This window comes from Niallia circulans NBRC 13626, from assembly GCF_001591585.1.
Taxonomy (GTDB): Bacteria; Bacillota; Bacilli; order Bacillales; family Cytobacillaceae; genus Niallia; species Niallia circulans.
Genome location: NZ_BCVE01000018.1, coordinates 75,706 through 91,416, shown reverse-complemented (window position 1 = coordinate 91,416; position 15,711 = coordinate 75,706). Strand labels below are relative to the sequence as shown.

Genomic DNA, 15,711 nt, shown 5'->3' with positions numbered 1-15,711 from the left:
AGTTAGTCACTTAGGAAGCGACTTTCCTAATATAACATCTATCAACCTTTATTGTCAATAGTGTTTTTTAGAAATTCTATTCCGTCGTTTACTTCAACAGTTCGTGTTGTTTCAGCGACGGATATTAATATAACATTATTCTACGATAATGGTCAACACTTTTTCTAAAACTTTTTTATTTTTTTTCTAAAACACGATAGCATCGATGATAAACACCTGGGCTTTTCGTAGAAATGTTGACTACTTCTATTAAATGCTTATCGATTAAGTATTCGATCAACATTCCTAAATCAACTGCGTAGATAAGCAGTTCTTCTTTTTCTAACAGTTCGTTAAATGTCCAAGCGTCTTTTTCTTTTAATATATCGAGTATATAGCTTGTGCTTGTTCTCATTCTTGAATGAATTAAAAATTCACTTGCTAAGAATAATAGCTCGAGTCTCTTTTCAATGGGTTCATCACTATTTACTAATTCTACATATAGTTTATAGATTTCTGGCTCCATTTGTTTTACTTGGCTCCATACGGTTACTTCTGGGTGGAATCCATTTTCGATCACAGCTAATCGAGCTAAATGATGTAAGGAATGAACAATATCATTATAGGCGTCCAGATAATGTTTATTTTCAAAGAACGCTTTCCCATCCATATATCGTTTAATAAGCTTGGCGAATTCTAGCGCCATTTTTTGTTTTCTTTCGTTAACGGGAAATTCTTTCAACTCATTTTTGAGTTGATAAATAAATTCATTGCGATCAAAAACAACTCTCCCATTATATATCCATTCAAAAATTCTTTTGTTATTCCCTAATAAAATCCAGCTTCTTAATTGTTTTTCTGTAACAATATGTAGAGCCGCTTTCTTATCTGCATATGTATAGTGCTTGATAAAAACAGGCTGTTCTGCTTCTTTCACAATAATTAGCATGACTGTATCAAAAGTATCTGTCACAGTCATTTCATTTTGTTTCTTATCAATGATTAATACGCCCAATGTATTTGTCTGGCTAGCTCTTTCTTGATATATAGGACGAAGAATATCTTCCATCGTTATTCCTCCATCTCCATGAATAAATTTTATTCGTTTCGTATTATTTCGACATTTTCTCTTAAAATCCTGCCCTATTTCCAAGGCATACATGAAATCTTACTATAACTTGTTTAAAAATAGAATTACTTTTTGCTATCATTTCTGCCATATAATATTTCAGTCTCGTTTCAACGATTAAACAGAAAAAAGAGGATATCTTTTTAAGATTTCCCCTCGCTACGTTTATACGAAAGTAACTCTTAAAAAGACAGCCTCTTCTATTCTCTACATTAGTGCGCTTCTTTTTGAGCACAATCAGGACAAGTACCGTAAATTTCCAGACGGTGGTGGCTGATTTTGAATCCTGAAACATGGCTGGCAAATTGCTCTACCTCATCAAGTCCTGGATAATGGAAATCAACTATTTTGCCACACTCTTTACAGATAATATGATAATGGTGAGAAGTTATAAAATCAAACCGGCTGGAGGAATCTCCGTATGTCAGTTCCTTTACTAAATTCACTTCACGAAAAACTCTTAAATTATTATAAACAGTGGCTACACTCATATTTGGAAATTTGCCTTCAAGTGCTTTATAAATTTCATCGGCAGTCGGATGTGACATTGAGCTTATTAAATATTCAAGTATCGCATGACGCTGCGGGGTAATGCGCACTCCTGTTTCTTTCAGCTTATCAAGAGCTTCTTGCAACTCATTATGTTCCACGGACATGCACCCCATTTCTAAAAGATATTCTTATTTTATAATGTTTATAAATAGTGTACTAATAATAGGAGGGTTTTGTCAACACAGTTACTGTAAGAGCGCGGTTTTCTAGATGTATGAACAATCTGAATAAACAATAATGATTATTTAACAATAGATACTATTACATAATAGTCGATGCTAAGATGTTATTGATAATACACTTACATTATATGCATGAGACCTTACTTTTTTCACCAGAAGTTTTATCCATTTCCCCTTTTCTCCATAAAAAAAGACCAACGAACGCTTTCGTTGGCCACCGACATATATATGAGGAGGTATATGCTCACTATACAATATGCTCTTCGGCTTTTAATGAATGGACAAAAGTCCCTACCTTAAAAATTAGGCTTCGATTTTTTCTAAAGCTTGTTTGATTTCTTCTACATGACCAGCGACTTTTACTTTGCGCCATTCCTTCACAAGCTTCCCTTCTTTATCGATCAAGAAGGTTGATCTTTCAATTCCCATATACTCTTTTCCGAAATTCTTTTTTAATTTCCAGACATCAAAGCTTTCCGCTACTTCATGATTTTCATCCGATAATAATGGGAATGGCAGCTCGTGCTTTTCAATAAATTTCTGATGTCTTGCAATCGGATCAGGGCTGACTCCTAGTACTACTGCGTTGTAACCTTGGAAATCTTCATGATTATCGCGAAAATCACATGCTTCTGTTGTACATCCTGGTGTCATATCTTTCGGATAAAAATATAAGACAACATTCCTCCCTCGATAATCGGATAATTTTATTTTCTCTCCATCATTTGCTTCTAATTCAAAATCTGGCACTGCTTCTCCAATATGAACAGACATATTATCCCGCCTTTGCTTTTTTATTCAAGCCTACCTAAAATGCTTCCATGAATCAAGAAAAGCAGTTTGCTAGTTGTTCAGATCAAATACTGCTCGTGCTACAAAAGCAGCAGGAATCGTGTATCCGATCAATGCTTCAATAAGGACAACCATTCGTCCCATACCAATTGGCATTAAATCACCAAACCCTACGGAAAATAAGGTCACCCCGCTAAAATAAATACTCGTATGGAGTGTATGAAAGAAGTCATAGTTTAAAGAAGGCGCCTGTCCATCATTATAAACCGGGATGCCATTCATCTGGAATAATGTATAGATTAGACCAAAGCCAATCATAATGGTGATATAGACAAAAATTAAGTACATAAAATTCTCGAATGAGACCCATTTTTCTTTTCTGCGGTAAGGAACAAATAGTGTTTTTAAGCTCATTGCAATAAAAAATAGAATGAGTGCTAATAAGACATAAAACATTTCCTTACCTCCTTACTTCCTTGCAATAAATGTGATTCCTCTATCATTAATATCTATGCTTGTCTTGTTTATTTATTCGTTTATCCATTTCTCCTATTGAAAACGTAGGAAAGGTACTCTTAGGTTAAAAAGCTGTTTCCCTTTAACTTCTTTTAAAAAGTGCTAAAATGGGGGAAGGTATTTTTTATAGAATGATACGATTTATAGGAGGTTTATATGTTACATACAAATTCAGAACGATTGCATGAAGAAGCTTTAGAGATTATTGTCGGAGGTGTCAACAGTCCTTCGCGCTCTTATAAGGCGGTTGGCGGCGGGTCACCGATCGTAATGGAAAGAGGACAAGGTGCTTACTTCTTTGATGTAGACGGAAATCAATATATCGATTATTTAGCTGCATACGGTCCGATTGTTACAGGACATGCTCATCCACATATTACAAAGGCAGTAACACGCGCTGCAGAAACTGGCCTATTATTCGGAACGCCAACTCCGCATGAAGTGAAATTCGCGAAAATGCTGCAGGAAGCAATTCCTTCCATGGAAAAAATCCGTTTTATGAATTCTGGAACAGAAGCAGTAATGACTACCATTCGTGTTGCTCGCGCGTATACTGGCAGAAATAAAGTCATCAAATTCGCTGGATGCTACCATGGTCACTCTGATCCAATGCTTGTCGCAGCTGGTTCAGGTCCTTCTACGCTTGGCACACCAGATTCTGCCGGTGTTCCTGCAGTAATTGCTGCAGACGTTATCACGGTTCCTTTCAATGATTTAGATGCCTATAAAGATGCATTGGATAAATGGGGTGATCAAGTGGCCGCCGTTCTTGTCGAGCCAATCGTTGGGAACTTTGGAATTGTTGAACCAGTGGAAGGATTTTTACAGGGAATTAATGATTTAACACATGCAGCAGGCGCACTTGTTATTTATGATGAGGTAATTACTGCTTTCCGCTTTACTTACGGTGGAGCACAGGATTTATTAGGTGTTTACCCTGACCTGACCGCCTTAGGAAAAGTAATCGGCGGCGGTCTTCCAATCGGCGCTTATGGCGGAAGAAAAGAAATCATGGATCAAGTGGCACCAGTTGGACCAGCATACCAAGCAGGAACTCATGCTGGAAACCCAGCCTCCATCCAAGCTGGAATCGCTTGTCTAGAAGTATTAAAGCAAGAAGGCGTATACGATCATCTCGATAAATTAGGCGCATTATTAGAAAATGGCATTTTAGAAGCAGCTGCCAAATACAATGTTCCAATTACTATTAACCGCCTAAAAGGAGCACTTACTGTCTTCTTTACTACCGAGAAGGTCTACAACTACAAACAAGCAGAAAGCACTGACAGTGAAATGTTTGGCCGCTTCTTCAAGCTATTAGTAGAACAAGGAATCATGCTGGCACCATCCAAATACGAAGCATGGTTCATCACTATCGCGCATACAGAAGAAGATATCGAAGCAACCCTGCACGCGGTTGACCAAGCGTTCGCTGCATTAAAAGAAGAATATAAGTTTTAAGTTTAGAAAAAGGTTCAGAGGAATTCTGGACCTTTTTTATTTTCACAAAAGTGATCTACTATCTCTTCCTCTTTTAAATTAAATAGATATAAGCTCTCTCTAAAATTCCACCACAGATGATTGAAGCGGAATGAACGCCGAGAAGACTCCCCGCCTGCCCCGCGCCCTCAGCGGAAATCAGTCCCCCATTAGAACGTTTTACACCTTCTACTATTATGTAAAACCATTTCAATTTTAACAACAATATGTCCATTTTTTTAAAATCCTTCGAAAAAAGAAAAAATCAGTCATCAGTCTATTGAAGTTCACATCTAATCAATGTATAGTACATTATTGTGTTTACTTTTCGTGTTTTTCGCAAAAAGTAAGGGGTATAAGAAAATAGTTAGAAAGATTAAATGAAAGGAACACTTATTTATGACATTAGGAGCGCGCGTTCTGAAAACAGGAATCGCCATCGTGTTAGCTTTATTTCTAGCGCAACTTTTAAATGCACCAACTCCTGTTTTCGCAGGAATTTCTGCCATTTTTGCTATACAGCCAACTGTCTATCGTTCTTATTTATCGATCATTGAACAAGTACAAGGCAATATCATTGGTGCTATTATCGCAGTCATCTTTGTATTAAGCTTTGGTAACAACGTTTTTATTATTGGACTTGCCGCCATCATTGTTATTACAATCAACTTAAAATTACACTTAGAAAAGACAATTACTTTATCTGTAGTTACCTTGATTGCCATTATGGAATCACCTACAGATGATTTCATTACCTTTGCGATTATTCGCTTCTCGACGGTAATGCTCGGAATTCTTTCTGCTTCGACTGTCAATCTGATTTTTATACCACCTAAGTATGAAAATAAATTGTACAATCAACTTTCCGATTTAAGTGAGGAAATAACAAAATGGATCCGCCTAAACATTAGACATGCATCGGAACATAGTCTGTTAAAGAATGATATCGATAAAATGTCGGAACGTTTAATGCGCATTGATCAGTTATATATCCTGTACAAAGAAGAGCGGAATTATTTTAAAAGAACAACTTTATTAAAAACGAGAAAATTAGTCATTTACCGGCAAATGATTGCCACATTAAAGAAATCTTTTCAAACCTTGAAAAAGATTCATCGATATGAAAATGAGTTATTAAGTTTGCCGGAGGATTTTCAAAATATTATTCAACAGCAGCTTGACTGCCTTATTCACCATCATGAACATGTCATGCTTAAATTTATTGGAAAAGTAAAGCCAAATGTTGTTTTTGAAGAAGGCAGCATTTCTCTTGACCGAAATATGCTTTTCCAAGAGTTAATGCTTTACTATAAAGAGACAGAACCATCCGTACTTGAAAATGAAGAAGAATTAAAGCAATATCATATGATGCAAATTGTTTCTGCCATTATTGAATATGACGAGAATGTAGAGCATCTAGATACATTAATCACTTCCATTCAAGTTCATCATCAGCATGAAGCTGATGTAACGATTGAAGAGTAAAATAAAAAAGGATCCAGTACTTGCTTCTGGATCCTTTTTTATCTCTAATTTCCTAATTGCTGAATTTGAAATAGATCGTGATAATGACCTTGCAATTTCATTAGTTCCTCATGTGTACCATCTTCCATAATTTTTCCATGTTCAATCAAAATGATGCGATCGGCATGAGTAATCGTAGATAAACGATGGGCTACAATTAGGGTCGTTCTGTCTTTGGCCAGTTCTTCTAGTGATTCTTGAATGGACTGTTCACTTTCCAAGTCTAAGGCAGAAGTGGCCTCGTCCAAAATTAAGATTGGCGGGTTTTTCAAGAATACACGTGCAATTGCTACTCTTTGCTTCTGACCGCCGCTTAATTTCACGCCTCTTTCGCCCACTTTTGTTTCATACCCTTCTGGAAGCTGGGTGATAAAGTCATGAGCATTGGCAGCTTTAGCAGCGGCAATTACTTCCTCTTCAGTCGCATTAGGCTTTCCTATCATAATATTTTCCCTAATTGATTCACTGAAGAGAATATTTTCTTGCAGAACCATTCCAATTTGATCACGCAAGGAACGTGCTTGCACATCTCTGATATCTATTCCGTCTAAGAGAATTCTCCCTCCTGTTACATCAAAGAATCTTGGAATAAGACTTATCAAGGAAGACTTACCGCCACCGCTCATCCCAACAAATGCTACTGTCTCTCCTTGTTTAATATGTAAGGAAATATTATCTAATACTTTCGGATCGTTTGTATCGTAAGCAAAGTCCACTTCTTCAAAAGTAATATCTCCTTTTACATTTGTACAAGGAACTGCATTTGGTTTATCTTGAATATCGTATTTTTCATCAATTAAATCAAACACCCTGTCCATTGATGCGATAGACTGTGTTAAGGTCGTAGAGGAATTCACTAATCTTCTCAATGGATTATATAATCTTTCAATATACGCAAAAAATGCCATCATCGCTCCAAGTGATATATCGCCATTCAATACTTGGTAGCCTGAATAGGCAATTACAATCAATGGCGAAATATCGGTAATCGTATTGACGACAGCGAACGCTTTCGCATTCCATTTCGTATGATTGACCGCTTTTTCTAAGAAGGTATTATTATACTTTTGGAAATGCTTTTGTTCATGATTTTCTGTCGCAAAGCTTTTAATAACCGAAATTCCTTGGACTCTTTCATGGAGAAAGCTTTGTACGCCTGCTAAAGCTTGGGATCTTTCTCTTGTTAATTTGCGTAAATTCCCAAAAAAGTAGCTAACGGAAAGCGCGTAAAACGGCAGTAAAATAATAGAGACAAATGTTAGCTTTACGTCCATCGTGAACATGATTCCGATTGTAATCAAAATCGTTACGGCATCTAACCATAAATTCATTAGGCCGGTTAAAATAAAGTTTTTCGTTTGTTCCACATCATTTATGACACGGGAAATAACTTCCCCTGCACGGGTATTGGAATAATATTTCAGGCTCAATTTTTGCAGATGCATAAAAAGCTGATCTCTAATATCATACAGAATTTTATTAGAAGTCCATTGAGCGAAATATTGACGATAGTATTCAATCGGTGGTCTCACCACGATAAAGACAATGGTCATAATAATCATGATTGTCCACAGATTGCTCATTTTAGTTGCCTGATCTAAGGCTGGATTATTGATAATATCATCAATTACATATTTTAATAACAATGGAATTAATAGCGGAATGGCAAATTTCACAATGCCGATAATGATTGTACCTATGATTTGCCAGCGGTATGGCTTTACAAAGGTCATATACCTTTTAATACTGTCCACATATACTCCCCTCTCTATGTTGCATTTGTTCTTTTTCCTTTTTTTGTGTTTGGAAAACTTCATTTTAGCTCATTCTGTTAAAAATACTGTGAAAGATAGCGCGTAAACTGGTGAGCATGGCTGATCTGCTCTGTGCTCTTTTGAAACGGGCACAGAGGGATGGGTCTCTTTTACCTTTTTCCACTCTTTCTTCTCGGTTCGCGCATTTTCTTTTCGCTTCGGACACAGTGAGCCCCTCTCTATTTTCTTCAACTCACTTTCAAAACCAAATCGGGCACAGAATCAATCCCCTCTAAACATCACTCATTCCCCAAACCAAACGGCCCACGAGCCATCAATCTTCAAACTCTTAATCGTTTTAATAACAATGAACCATTTTATCACTATTCGCAGCGAATGCATAAGAAAAAAGCCTGCTGAAATTCAACATGCTTTTTTCAGTCATCCATATTAACTTCTGTACGTTAAGTATCTTTCATACCACAAATCAACAAAATCTGGTGCAAAGGGACCTTTTCTTTGTCTTATCCAATGTATTAATTGCGTTACTTGCGTCTTCAAAATACGATCAATGACCTCTGGATATTTCATTTCTTGGCGGTGACGTTCATACTCATCTTCATCTAGTAAATTGAATGTCATATCCGGAAAGATTTTGATGTCCAAATCATAATCAATATACTTAAGTGCCTCTCCATCGTAAATAAACGGTGAGCTTAGGTTGCAATAATAATGAATGCCATCTTCTCTAAGCATGCCAATGACATTAAACCATTGTTGGGAATGAAAATAACAGATTGCCGGTTCACGTGTTACCCACGTTCTTCCATCTGATTCCGTAACAATTGTACGATCATTGCCACCTATAATTAAGTTCTGCGTCCCTTTAAGTATTGTTGTTTCGTCCCAGATTCGATGGATGTGCCCATTATGCTTATAACTGTGAATTTGTATTGGTTCACCCTCGATAGGTACGCCCATTTTTATTTCTCCCCTACTTTCTATTTACGGACGCTTTGTAACCTGTTACATACTAAAAGCGATTCATTATTTCCTTTAAGGCAACAAAGTACGATTCCTCTTTTTTCTTATTATAACGGTTCTCTAGTAAATTTAAAACAAAAGAACCATTGAAATTACACAATGGTTTTAAATATTCCATATTTTTATGAACTAGATGATAGTTTTAGTTCATTTTCTTGGTAGACTTTAATAACTTTTTCTGTTTGTAATTCAAAGATTTTTTGTATTTTCTTTAGCTCTTCCTTCATATTGCTGATTTCTATTTGCACTTCTTTTAGTTCCGTTTCTTTTTGGAGAATTAGTAGTTGTGCTTCTATCTCTTCACACCTTTCTAATTCTCCTTGTAAATATAGCAGTTTTTCCATAATTCGCATTTGCTCTCCAACTAAACCATTAAATACATCCATGAAAAAACACATCCTACTCTTCATTTTTAGGTACTGTATTGATTTATATGTTTCAACTTATAAAAAGGGAACGGCCCTTTTTCTATTAACTCTACCTTTTACTATTTCTTCGTATGTATGTTAATTCCTTTGACTACTTCTGTAGACAAAGAAGAAGTTTTGTCGAACATAAAAAGTTTCGATAACAAAAGCAAAGGGCACTCTCCCGTAAGTGAAGTGCCCTTTGTTTGCATTATTTGCTTGTGTTTTGAGATTTTCTAGATTCAGCTTGTTGATTTTGCTTTCTTACTTCTGAAGCGTTTGTTTCGCTTGCAAATTCAGTACCAAATTGTTGACCTTGGCCTGCTTGAGCGTTTTGTTGTTTTACTTCTTGAATGTTAGTTCCACTTTGTGTAGCACCAGCTTTTTTAGCCATGAATATCACCTCCACGCCTATTAATTTGTCCCAGACACTTCGTTTCTATCCAAAGTTTTTTATTACCAATAAAATCCATATCGATAGAAAAAAAAAGGAGTTCTCCTTTATAGGAAATCTCCTTTTTTCCACAAACCAAACCGCCCGGCCCGCTTATACTAGCAACGAAATACCGCCATCCACAATAATCGTTTGTCCTCTTATCATGCTTGCATCATCGCTTACTAAGAACATGACGGTATTGACGAGATCTTCCATTTCGACCATTCTGCCAGCCGGTGTTTTTTCCGCTGCCGCTTGAAGCAATTCTTCTCTATTTGGAAAATGTGTTAATGCCTCGGTATCAACTGCTCCACCGGAAACAGCATTTACTACAATATTTTTCGGTGCTAATTCTACCGCTAAATATCTAGTTAAGGCCTCTACAGCAGCTTTACTCACTCCAACTGTTGTATAGTTTTCTAAATAGCGAATCGCTCCCAGCGAGCTGATGCTAACGATTTTTCCGCCTTTATCCATTAGCTTCGCTGCTTCTTGCGCACAGAATAATAAGGCTTTACTATTAATATTCATTGTCCAATTCCAGTGAGATTCTTCTAACTCCATAATTGGTCGTAATACCCCAGATGCTGCGTTGTTAATAAATACATCTAAGCGCCCAAACTCTGCTTTTACTTCTGCAAACATCGCCTTTATTTTGTCTACATCTCCAACATTCGCTTTTACTAGAAGCACTTTTCTGCCAAGCGCCGTAATCTCGTCAGCAGTTTCTTGTGCTGCTTTTTTGCTTCTTGCATAGTTGATAACAATATCATAGCCTTCTTTGGCTAAGCGAATGGCTGTTGCCTTTCCGATTCCTCTACTGCTTCCTGTAATTAATGCTACTTTGTTTGTCATTCTTATTAATTCCTTTCCCATCCATTTACTTCTCATTTTACCTCTATTCATGCATACTTCGCAATCAACATCCACACAATAGAGGAGAATACGGGAAAAGTAAAGGAAGGTATAACACATGTATGTTGGCAGAGATATGACCGAATTAGCCCTTATCGCTAAATCAGATTGGAAAGATAATGAACTTGCCTACTTTCATCACTCCCTGCAGCAAATGACGCCTTATCTCAATAGCGAAGGTGTCAGTATTCACCGCAGCATCATAGAGGAAATGGAAAACAGAGGCGGGTTAAAAAGAAACGAAGCTGATTATACACATGGGACAGAAGTAAGCTATGAGTAATAGGGGATGACCACAAATGGTCACCCTTTCTTCACTTGCTCTGGTAAAAATTTCAGCATCTTCTGATGAGATACTGGGAATGGGAATGGTGCAATTTCATCCGCATTTACTCTTCTGATATCTTCCTTTTCCTCTTTTAATGCTATTAACTTTCCGCTATATACATTGATGTTCCAGATTAAATGTGAAAAAACATGTTCAATCCTAGTAATCATTTCGCCAACTTCTACTTTAGCCTGATAGTCTTCTAACAGTTTCTCCTCAAGCTGTGCTTTCTCGCTCTTTAACACTTGAACAATTTCCATATTAGGAAATTCCCATAAATTTGCCAGCAATCCTGTATTTGGCCGTTTATGGATCAATGTTCGTCCCTCTTCATCTGTTAAAACGACTGCCGCAAGCTGGATTGACTTTTGTTTCTTCGTTTTTGTCTTTACAGGAAGCTCTGTAACAGTCCCATCCTCAAAGGCATGACAATGCTCTCTTACTGGACAAAGCAGGCACGAAGGAGAAGTTGGTGTACAAATTAAGGCACCGAGCTCCATAAGCGCTTGATTGAAAAAGGACGGATTCTCATGCGAGATCAGCACACGTACTGCTTCTTCAAATGTCTTTCTTGTTTTGGGTTTTGCAATATCTTCCCAAATCGAGAGAATCCTCGATAAAACTCTCATTACATTTCCATCAACAGCAGGTTCTGGAACTCCATATGCTATACTTAAAATTGCACCGGCTGTATAAGGTCCTACTCCTTTTAAGGACGCAATTTCTTTCGGAGTATCTGGCACTTTGCCCCCGTACTTTTCATGCACTTCCTTAACAGCAGCATGTAAATTACGCGCTCTTGAATAATAACCTAATCCTTCCCAGGCCTTCAGTACTTTTTCTTCTTCTGCCTCTGACAACGCCTCAATGGTTGGAAATTGAGAAATGAATCGATTAAAATAAGGGATAACCGTATCTACCTTTGTTTGCTGAAGCATGATTTCAGATACCCATACTTTGTAGGGATCTTGATCTTGTCTCCATGGCAGTTCCCTTTGTTCCTCTGTAAACCAATTTAATAAATCTTCTCTAAACCGCTCGACATCTACTTGATTTTTGATTATTTCTTGCCTATCTGTCACGATTAACCTCCAGATGTTAATTATTAATTTTTTTTGGGAATAACAATATATAGATTTCTTTTACTACTATTGGACATGGTGTACATCATAGGATGGAATGGGATAGAATGAAAGTAGCACAAAATGATTCACGTTCTTACCAATAGCCAAGTTTGATAACAATAATAAGTATAAATATGTAAATTTGCCTCATTTTAAATAGAAGAGCTATTTTTTGATAAAATTACGCGTTTGTCCGATTGTTTGCCAACTTTATTTATTATTTAATAACATTATCCGTATTTTTCATTATGCGAATATGTTAACTGTTTGTAGTGTATCTTTTGTTAAGAAAAAAGAAAAGGATATTTTTATTGTAATTATGGTGTTTTCATCCAAATAATTCGGAGAGAAAATCAGGGAGGTTTGGTATTTTGGATACAGGAACACATATTGTTATGGGGATTGCGCTTGGCGGGTTAGCCACGTTAGACCCAGTTGTTGCTTCTGATCCTGCAACAACAACTGGTGTAATAATCGCCACTATCATCGGCTCACAAATACCAGATATCGATACAGTATTAAAATTAAGAAATAATGCTGTTTATATACGCAACCATCGTGGAGTGACACACTCCATCCCAGCAGTACTTTTGTGGCCCCTACTTATACTTGCTGTCATGTACCCGCTTTTCCCAGAAGCAAATTTGTTTCATTTATGGCTTTGGACGTTTATAGCTGTTTTCCTGCATGTATTTGTCGATATATTTAATGCCTATGGAACACAGGCTCTACGTCCTTTTACAAATAAATGGGTCGCATTGGGGATTATTAATACATTTGATCCCATCATTTTCTCCATGCATATTGTAGCAATCTTATTTTGGGTATTTGGATCAGATCCTGGATATACCTTTTTAACTTTATATATCGTACTGATTGGCTATTACCTTCTGCGGGTATTTACACAACGGCAGGTAAAAATAAATGTGAAAAAAAGAATTCCAGATGCAAAGGAAATCATTTTATCGCCAACCATGAGATATAACCATTGGCGTATCGCTGTGATGACCGACGACTCCTTCTATGTCGGCAGGTCCCATCAGCACGAAATTGAAATCTATGATAAGTTCCATCGTATTCCTGTTCCAGATACACCAGTCCTAACCGCAGCTCAAAAAGATAAGAACCTATCTGCTTTCCTATCCTTCTCTCCTGTATTTAGGTGGGAAGTTATCGAGCTGGATGACCAATACCAAGTCCGCTTCATTGATTTACGCTACCGAAGCAACGGGCACTATCCATTTGTCGCCGTTGTTCATCTCGATCTAAACTTGAATATCATCACTTCCTACACAGGCTGGATCTTTAGTGAAGATAAGCTGAAAAAGAAACTCGATATCTTAACCAATTAGCATGAAAAATGGTCGACTTTTAAAGTCGACCTCTTTTTAATGCAATTTCTTTTTATCATCTGCAAGGAATTCTTTATATTTTGGGTTTTCAGCTACAAATTCATGAAGCTTTCCCCCGTAGTTCTCAATCCACTGACTAACAACTCGTTCCGTTACTTCTTCTCCCTGATATTTACGACCCGCTTTAGCATAGGTTGCCTCAAAATCCTCCCATAATAATTCCACCCATGTTTGTGCTTGGCCAACTGAAATAAACGAATTAAGCTCCAATAGCCGCTCCACTAATTTCTTCTGTGCTTCATGCATTATTTCATTCCTTCTTTCTTTTTTGTTTTTACTAATAGATTGCTGGTAATTAACAAATACTATCCATTGTAATAAACAAAGTTGAAGTTTATTACCTTTGACTTAGTTGATTCTTTGGAGGTATGACGATGGGAAATGTAGATAATACAAATGATGTTAAGCTTGAGGGAGAACCGAGAGCAAAAACAGAATACGCTTCGAAAAGAGCCAATGGCACAATCAATACACATCCTCAAGAGAGAATGCATGCTTCCTCACATCGCAAACCAAAAAAATAAGCAGATTTTTATTCTGCAGGAAAGAGGGAGAGACCATTTTTGGTCCCTCCACTCTTTTCCTTATGCTTTCTTCTTTAATAATGCGATTGGAATCCCCTCTTCTTGGCTTCCATCTACTTGTCGCTTTCCCCACGCAAAAACGCCATTCATATAATCGATTTGAAAAAGAACTCCTGGATCGCCTTCTATTTCATATATTTCATTAGCTTTATAATCTTTAGGATTTAATAAATACGATTTGGCAAGAACTGCTTTTCTTTCTAAAACAGCATATTCATTAACCATACCAAGCTGCTCTGCTTTTTTTGCTTGATCATTTAAAGTGGATATTTCCATACGGAGCTCGTGTTCTGTCATCATGCTATATCTTTTTGTCAGCATTTATATTCCCCTCCACTACCAACTAGTTTAATAAAAATCCTCAGAATCGGCAAAAAATCAGCTTTCATTTCTACTGAAGTTTGTTGTTAACACTACGCCGATAACTAATTAGTCTTCATTTTCTATTTCGTCTAAATACTGTTCGATAAGATCCATAGAGAATCCTTTACGGTATAAGAACTGCTTCATTTTTTGCTTGAATTCATATCCAGTGAACTTGGCAAATTTTCTTCTTGCCTTCTCCCCATGGATACGAACGGTTTCTAATTCATCTGTATCCATTTCCACAATCTCAGGCATCCTTTTTACTTGTTGGATAATATCAGAGGTATATCCCTTTCTAACAAGAGTCTGCTCTAATTTCTGGATGATAATCTTCTTAGAATCCTTTTTCTTGCCAGCCAAAAATTTTGCAACAATTTTCTTCGCTGCTTGCATTTGATCCTCATAGGAAAGCTCCTCCATCGAACGTTCGATTAATTCCCGCTGGATCCCTTTTTCCCTTAATTCTCGTTTAATCGTTTCTGCTCCTTTGGTTGTCGTATTCCGTTGAGTGCGAACATAGGAAAAAGCGTAATCCTCATCATCGATGAATTTCATTTCCTTTAACTTTGTCATTACCTCTGCAACCAATGCATCATTTTCCATTTTAGCGGAGAGATGCTTCCTTACTTCCATTTCCGTTCTTTTTACCTTAGACAAATACCGAACGGCCATATGATATCCTTTTCTTATTTCGTCTGTATATTGGATTTCATTTAATAAGAGCGAATCCAGCTCCATCCCTTTTCGCAGCTTATATTTAATTAGAACTGTTTCATCTACGCTAAATGCATACACATCTTTTCCCTGCTTCAGGGTAAAAATATTATAACGGTCATTCAATTCCTTCTGTCTTGTTATTTTGCTTATAATCATTCCAATCACCACGTTATCTATTTTTCGCCTTCTCTAAATCATCCCATGCGAACTTTATCTATTTCAAATGTAGCACATAAAAGGTGGAAAGGCATACTTTTGCCTCTCAACTAATTTACCTTCGCATTTTGAATCTAATTTATATAACTAGGGAAGAATAAAGAACATAGTAGAAAAAATGGAAAGGATTGTTGTGATATGGAAGGGAAGAAAAAGCAAAAACCAAAGCACACACTATCTAGTATGCAAGCCGTAACCTATCAACATGAATTTAAAATGGCTGATCGAGCAGCTAATAGAAAAGATACTAAATAA

Annotated in this window: 19 protein-coding genes; 6 read left to right on the top strand and 13 right to left on the bottom strand. The window is 36.8% G+C overall.

Annotated elements, in window-relative coordinates:
- Positions 1–175: 175 nt before the first annotated feature.
- From BCI01S_RS18710 to BCI01S_RS18695, 4 genes are all read right to left on the bottom strand, one after another.
- Positions 176–1,048, bottom strand: coding sequence for a nucleotidyltransferase-like protein (locus BCI01S_RS18710; RefSeq protein ID WP_061800643.1), 873 nt, complete (start codon positions 1,046–1,048; stop codon positions 176–178).
- A gap of 272 nt (positions 1,049–1,320) precedes the next feature.
- On the bottom strand, positions 1,321–1,764 hold the full coding sequence (gene perR, locus BCI01S_RS18705; protein WP_016202777.1) for a peroxide-responsive transcriptional repressor PerR: 444 nt from the start codon (positions 1,762–1,764) through the stop codon (positions 1,321–1,323).
- 381 nt (positions 1,765–2,145) lie between these two features.
- On the bottom strand, positions 2,146–2,616 hold the full coding sequence (bcp, locus tag BCI01S_RS18700; RefSeq protein WP_061800641.1) for a thioredoxin-dependent thiol peroxidase: 471 nt from the start codon (positions 2,614–2,616) through the stop codon (positions 2,146–2,148).
- A 69-nt stretch (positions 2,617–2,685) separates the two neighbouring features.
- A complete protein-coding gene (locus tag BCI01S_RS18695; protein ID WP_047944907.1) occupies positions 2,686–3,090 on the bottom strand; it encodes an ion channel in 405 nt (134 codons plus the stop codon).
- A 216-nt stretch (positions 3,091–3,306) separates the two neighbouring features.
- Between BCI01S_RS18695 and BCI01S_RS18690 the strand changes: the two genes are divergently transcribed.
- Both BCI01S_RS18690 and BCI01S_RS18680 read left to right on the top strand, forming a co-directional pair.
- Complete coding sequence (locus tag BCI01S_RS18690; RefSeq protein WP_061800640.1) at positions 3,307–4,611, top strand: glutamate-1-semialdehyde 2,1-aminomutase; 1,305 nt, start codon at positions 3,307–3,309, stop codon at positions 4,609–4,611.
- Between the two features lie 417 nt (positions 4,612–5,028).
- Positions 5,029–6,114 (top strand): FUSC family protein, encoded by a 1,086-nt coding sequence (locus tag BCI01S_RS18680; protein WP_047944910.1) that lies wholly within the window; start codon positions 5,029–5,031, stop codon positions 6,112–6,114.
- A 44-nt stretch (positions 6,115–6,158) separates the two neighbouring features.
- Here the strand turns inward: BCI01S_RS18680 and BCI01S_RS18675 are convergent, their stop codons facing one another.
- From BCI01S_RS18675 to fabL, 5 genes are all read right to left on the bottom strand, one after another.
- Positions 6,159–7,907, bottom strand: coding sequence for an ABC transporter ATP-binding protein (locus BCI01S_RS18675; RefSeq protein WP_061800636.1), 1,749 nt, complete (start codon positions 7,905–7,907; stop codon positions 6,159–6,161).
- Between the two features lie 450 nt (positions 7,908–8,357).
- A complete protein-coding gene (ntdP, locus tag BCI01S_RS18670; RefSeq protein WP_047944913.1) occupies positions 8,358–8,888 on the bottom strand; it encodes a nucleoside tri-diphosphate phosphatase in 531 nt (176 codons plus the stop codon).
- Positions 8,889–9,073: 185 nt separating this feature from the next.
- Positions 9,074–9,337, bottom strand: a complete 264-nt coding sequence (locus tag BCI01S_RS18665; protein ID WP_047944915.1) for a YgaB family protein — start codon at positions 9,335–9,337, stop codon at positions 9,074–9,076.
- Between the two features lie 232 nt (positions 9,338–9,569).
- Positions 9,570–9,752 carry a gamma-type small acid-soluble spore protein gene (locus tag BCI01S_RS18660; protein ID WP_047944917.1) on the bottom strand — a complete coding sequence of 61 codons (183 nt, stop codon included), beginning with the start codon at positions 9,750–9,752 and terminating at the stop codon, positions 9,570–9,572.
- A gap of 153 nt (positions 9,753–9,905) precedes the next feature.
- Positions 9,906–10,649 carry an enoyl-[acyl-carrier-protein] reductase FabL gene (fabL, locus tag BCI01S_RS18655; RefSeq protein ID WP_047944930.1) on the bottom strand — a complete coding sequence of 248 codons (744 nt, stop codon included), beginning with the start codon at positions 10,647–10,649 and terminating at the stop codon, positions 9,906–9,908.
- A 118-nt stretch (positions 10,650–10,767) separates the two neighbouring features.
- Here fabL and yfhS point away from each other — a divergent pair, with 118 nt between their 5' ends.
- The gene (gene yfhS, locus BCI01S_RS18650) at positions 10,768–10,992 is read left to right on the top strand and encodes a mother cell protein YfhS (protein ID WP_047944918.1); all 225 of its coding nucleotides are present in this window, start codon (positions 10,768–10,770) and stop codon (positions 10,990–10,992) included.
- 20 nt (positions 10,993–11,012) lie between these two features.
- On the opposite strand, the gene mutY is transcribed toward yfhS, so the two are convergent.
- On the bottom strand, positions 11,013–12,119 hold the full coding sequence (mutY, locus tag BCI01S_RS18645) for an A/G-specific adenine glycosylase (protein WP_047944920.1): 1,107 nt from the start codon (positions 12,117–12,119) through the stop codon (positions 11,013–11,015).
- A 413-nt stretch (positions 12,120–12,532) separates the two neighbouring features.
- On the opposite strand from mutY, the gene BCI01S_RS18640 reads away from it, so the two are divergent.
- Positions 12,533–13,513, top strand: a complete 981-nt coding sequence (locus tag BCI01S_RS18640) for a metal-dependent hydrolase (protein WP_047944922.1) — start codon at positions 12,533–12,535, stop codon at positions 13,511–13,513.
- A gap of 36 nt (positions 13,514–13,549) precedes the next feature.
- Here the strand turns inward: BCI01S_RS18640 and BCI01S_RS18635 are convergent, their stop codons facing one another.
- Positions 13,550–13,819, bottom strand: coding sequence for a YfhJ family protein (locus BCI01S_RS18635; protein ID WP_047944924.1), 270 nt, complete (start codon positions 13,817–13,819; stop codon positions 13,550–13,552).
- Positions 13,820–13,947: 128 nt separating this feature from the next.
- Between BCI01S_RS18635 and BCI01S_RS18630 the strand changes: the two genes are divergently transcribed.
- Positions 13,948–14,097, top strand: a complete 150-nt coding sequence (locus BCI01S_RS18630; protein ID WP_047944925.1) for a small, acid-soluble spore protein K — start codon at positions 13,948–13,950, stop codon at positions 14,095–14,097.
- A gap of 60 nt (positions 14,098–14,157) precedes the next feature.
- Here BCI01S_RS18630 and BCI01S_RS18625 read toward each other — a convergent pair whose 3' ends face one another.
- The gene (locus BCI01S_RS18625; RefSeq protein ID WP_047944926.1) at positions 14,158–14,478 is read right to left on the bottom strand and encodes a YfhH family protein; all 321 of its coding nucleotides are present in this window, start codon (positions 14,476–14,478) and stop codon (positions 14,158–14,160) included.
- A 108-nt stretch (positions 14,479–14,586) separates the two neighbouring features.
- Entirely contained in the window at positions 14,587–15,396 is an 810-nt protein-coding gene (recX, locus tag BCI01S_RS18620; RefSeq protein WP_047944928.1) for a recombination regulator RecX, read from the bottom strand.
- Positions 15,397–15,594: 198 nt separating this feature from the next.
- Here recX and BCI01S_RS24900 point away from each other — a divergent pair, with 198 nt between their 5' ends.
- Positions 15,595–15,711 carry a YfhE family protein gene (locus BCI01S_RS24900; protein ID WP_082138460.1) on the top strand — a complete coding sequence of 39 codons (117 nt, stop codon included), beginning with the start codon at positions 15,595–15,597 and terminating at the stop codon, positions 15,709–15,711.

Coding starts and splice junctions, on each gene's coding strand:
- BCI01S_RS18710 (WP_061800643.1), bottom strand. CDS start 1,048: ATGGAAGATATTCTTCGTCCTATATATCAAGAAAGAGCTAGCCAGACA.
- perR (WP_016202777.1), bottom strand. CDS start 1,764: ATGTCCGTGGAACATAATGAGTTGCAAGAAGCTCTTGATAAGCTGAAA.
- bcp (WP_061800641.1), bottom strand. CDS start 2,616: ATGTCTGTTCATATTGGAGAAGCAGTGCCAGATTTTGAATTAGAAGCA.
- BCI01S_RS18695 (WP_047944907.1), bottom strand. CDS start 3,090: ATGTTTTATGTCTTATTAGCACTCATTCTATTTTTTATTGCAATGAGC.
- BCI01S_RS18690 (WP_061800640.1), top strand. CDS start 3,307: ATGTTACATACAAATTCAGAACGATTGCATGAAGAAGCTTTAGAGATT.
- BCI01S_RS18680 (WP_047944910.1), top strand. CDS start 5,029: ATGACATTAGGAGCGCGCGTTCTGAAAACAGGAATCGCCATCGTGTTA.
- ntdP (WP_047944913.1), bottom strand. CDS start 8,888: ATGGGCGTACCTATCGAGGGTGAACCAATACAAATTCACAGTTATAAG.
- BCI01S_RS18665 (WP_047944915.1), bottom strand. CDS start 9,337: ATGGATGTATTTAATGGTTTAGTTGGAGAGCAAATGCGAATTATGGAA.
- BCI01S_RS18660 (WP_047944917.1), bottom strand. CDS start 9,752: ATGGCTAAAAAAGCTGGTGCTACACAAAGTGGAACTAACATTCAAGAA.
- fabL (WP_047944930.1), bottom strand. CDS start 10,649: ATGACAAACAAAGTAGCATTAATTACAGGAAGCAGTAGAGGAATCGGA.
- yfhS (WP_047944918.1), top strand. CDS start 10,768: ATGTATGTTGGCAGAGATATGACCGAATTAGCCCTTATCGCTAAATCA.
- BCI01S_RS18635 (WP_047944924.1), bottom strand. CDS start 13,819: ATGCATGAAGCACAGAAGAAATTAGTGGAGCGGCTATTGGAGCTTAAT.
- BCI01S_RS18630 (WP_047944925.1), top strand. CDS start 13,948: ATGGGAAATGTAGATAATACAAATGATGTTAAGCTTGAGGGAGAACCG.
- BCI01S_RS18625 (WP_047944926.1), bottom strand. CDS start 14,478: ATGCTGACAAAAAGATATAGCATGATGACAGAACACGAGCTCCGTATG.
- recX (WP_047944928.1), bottom strand. CDS start 15,396: ATGATTATAAGCAAAATAACAAGACAGAAGGAATTGAATGACCGTTAT.
- BCI01S_RS24900 (WP_082138460.1), top strand. CDS start 15,595: ATGGAAGGGAAGAAAAAGCAAAAACCAAAGCACACACTATCTAGTATG.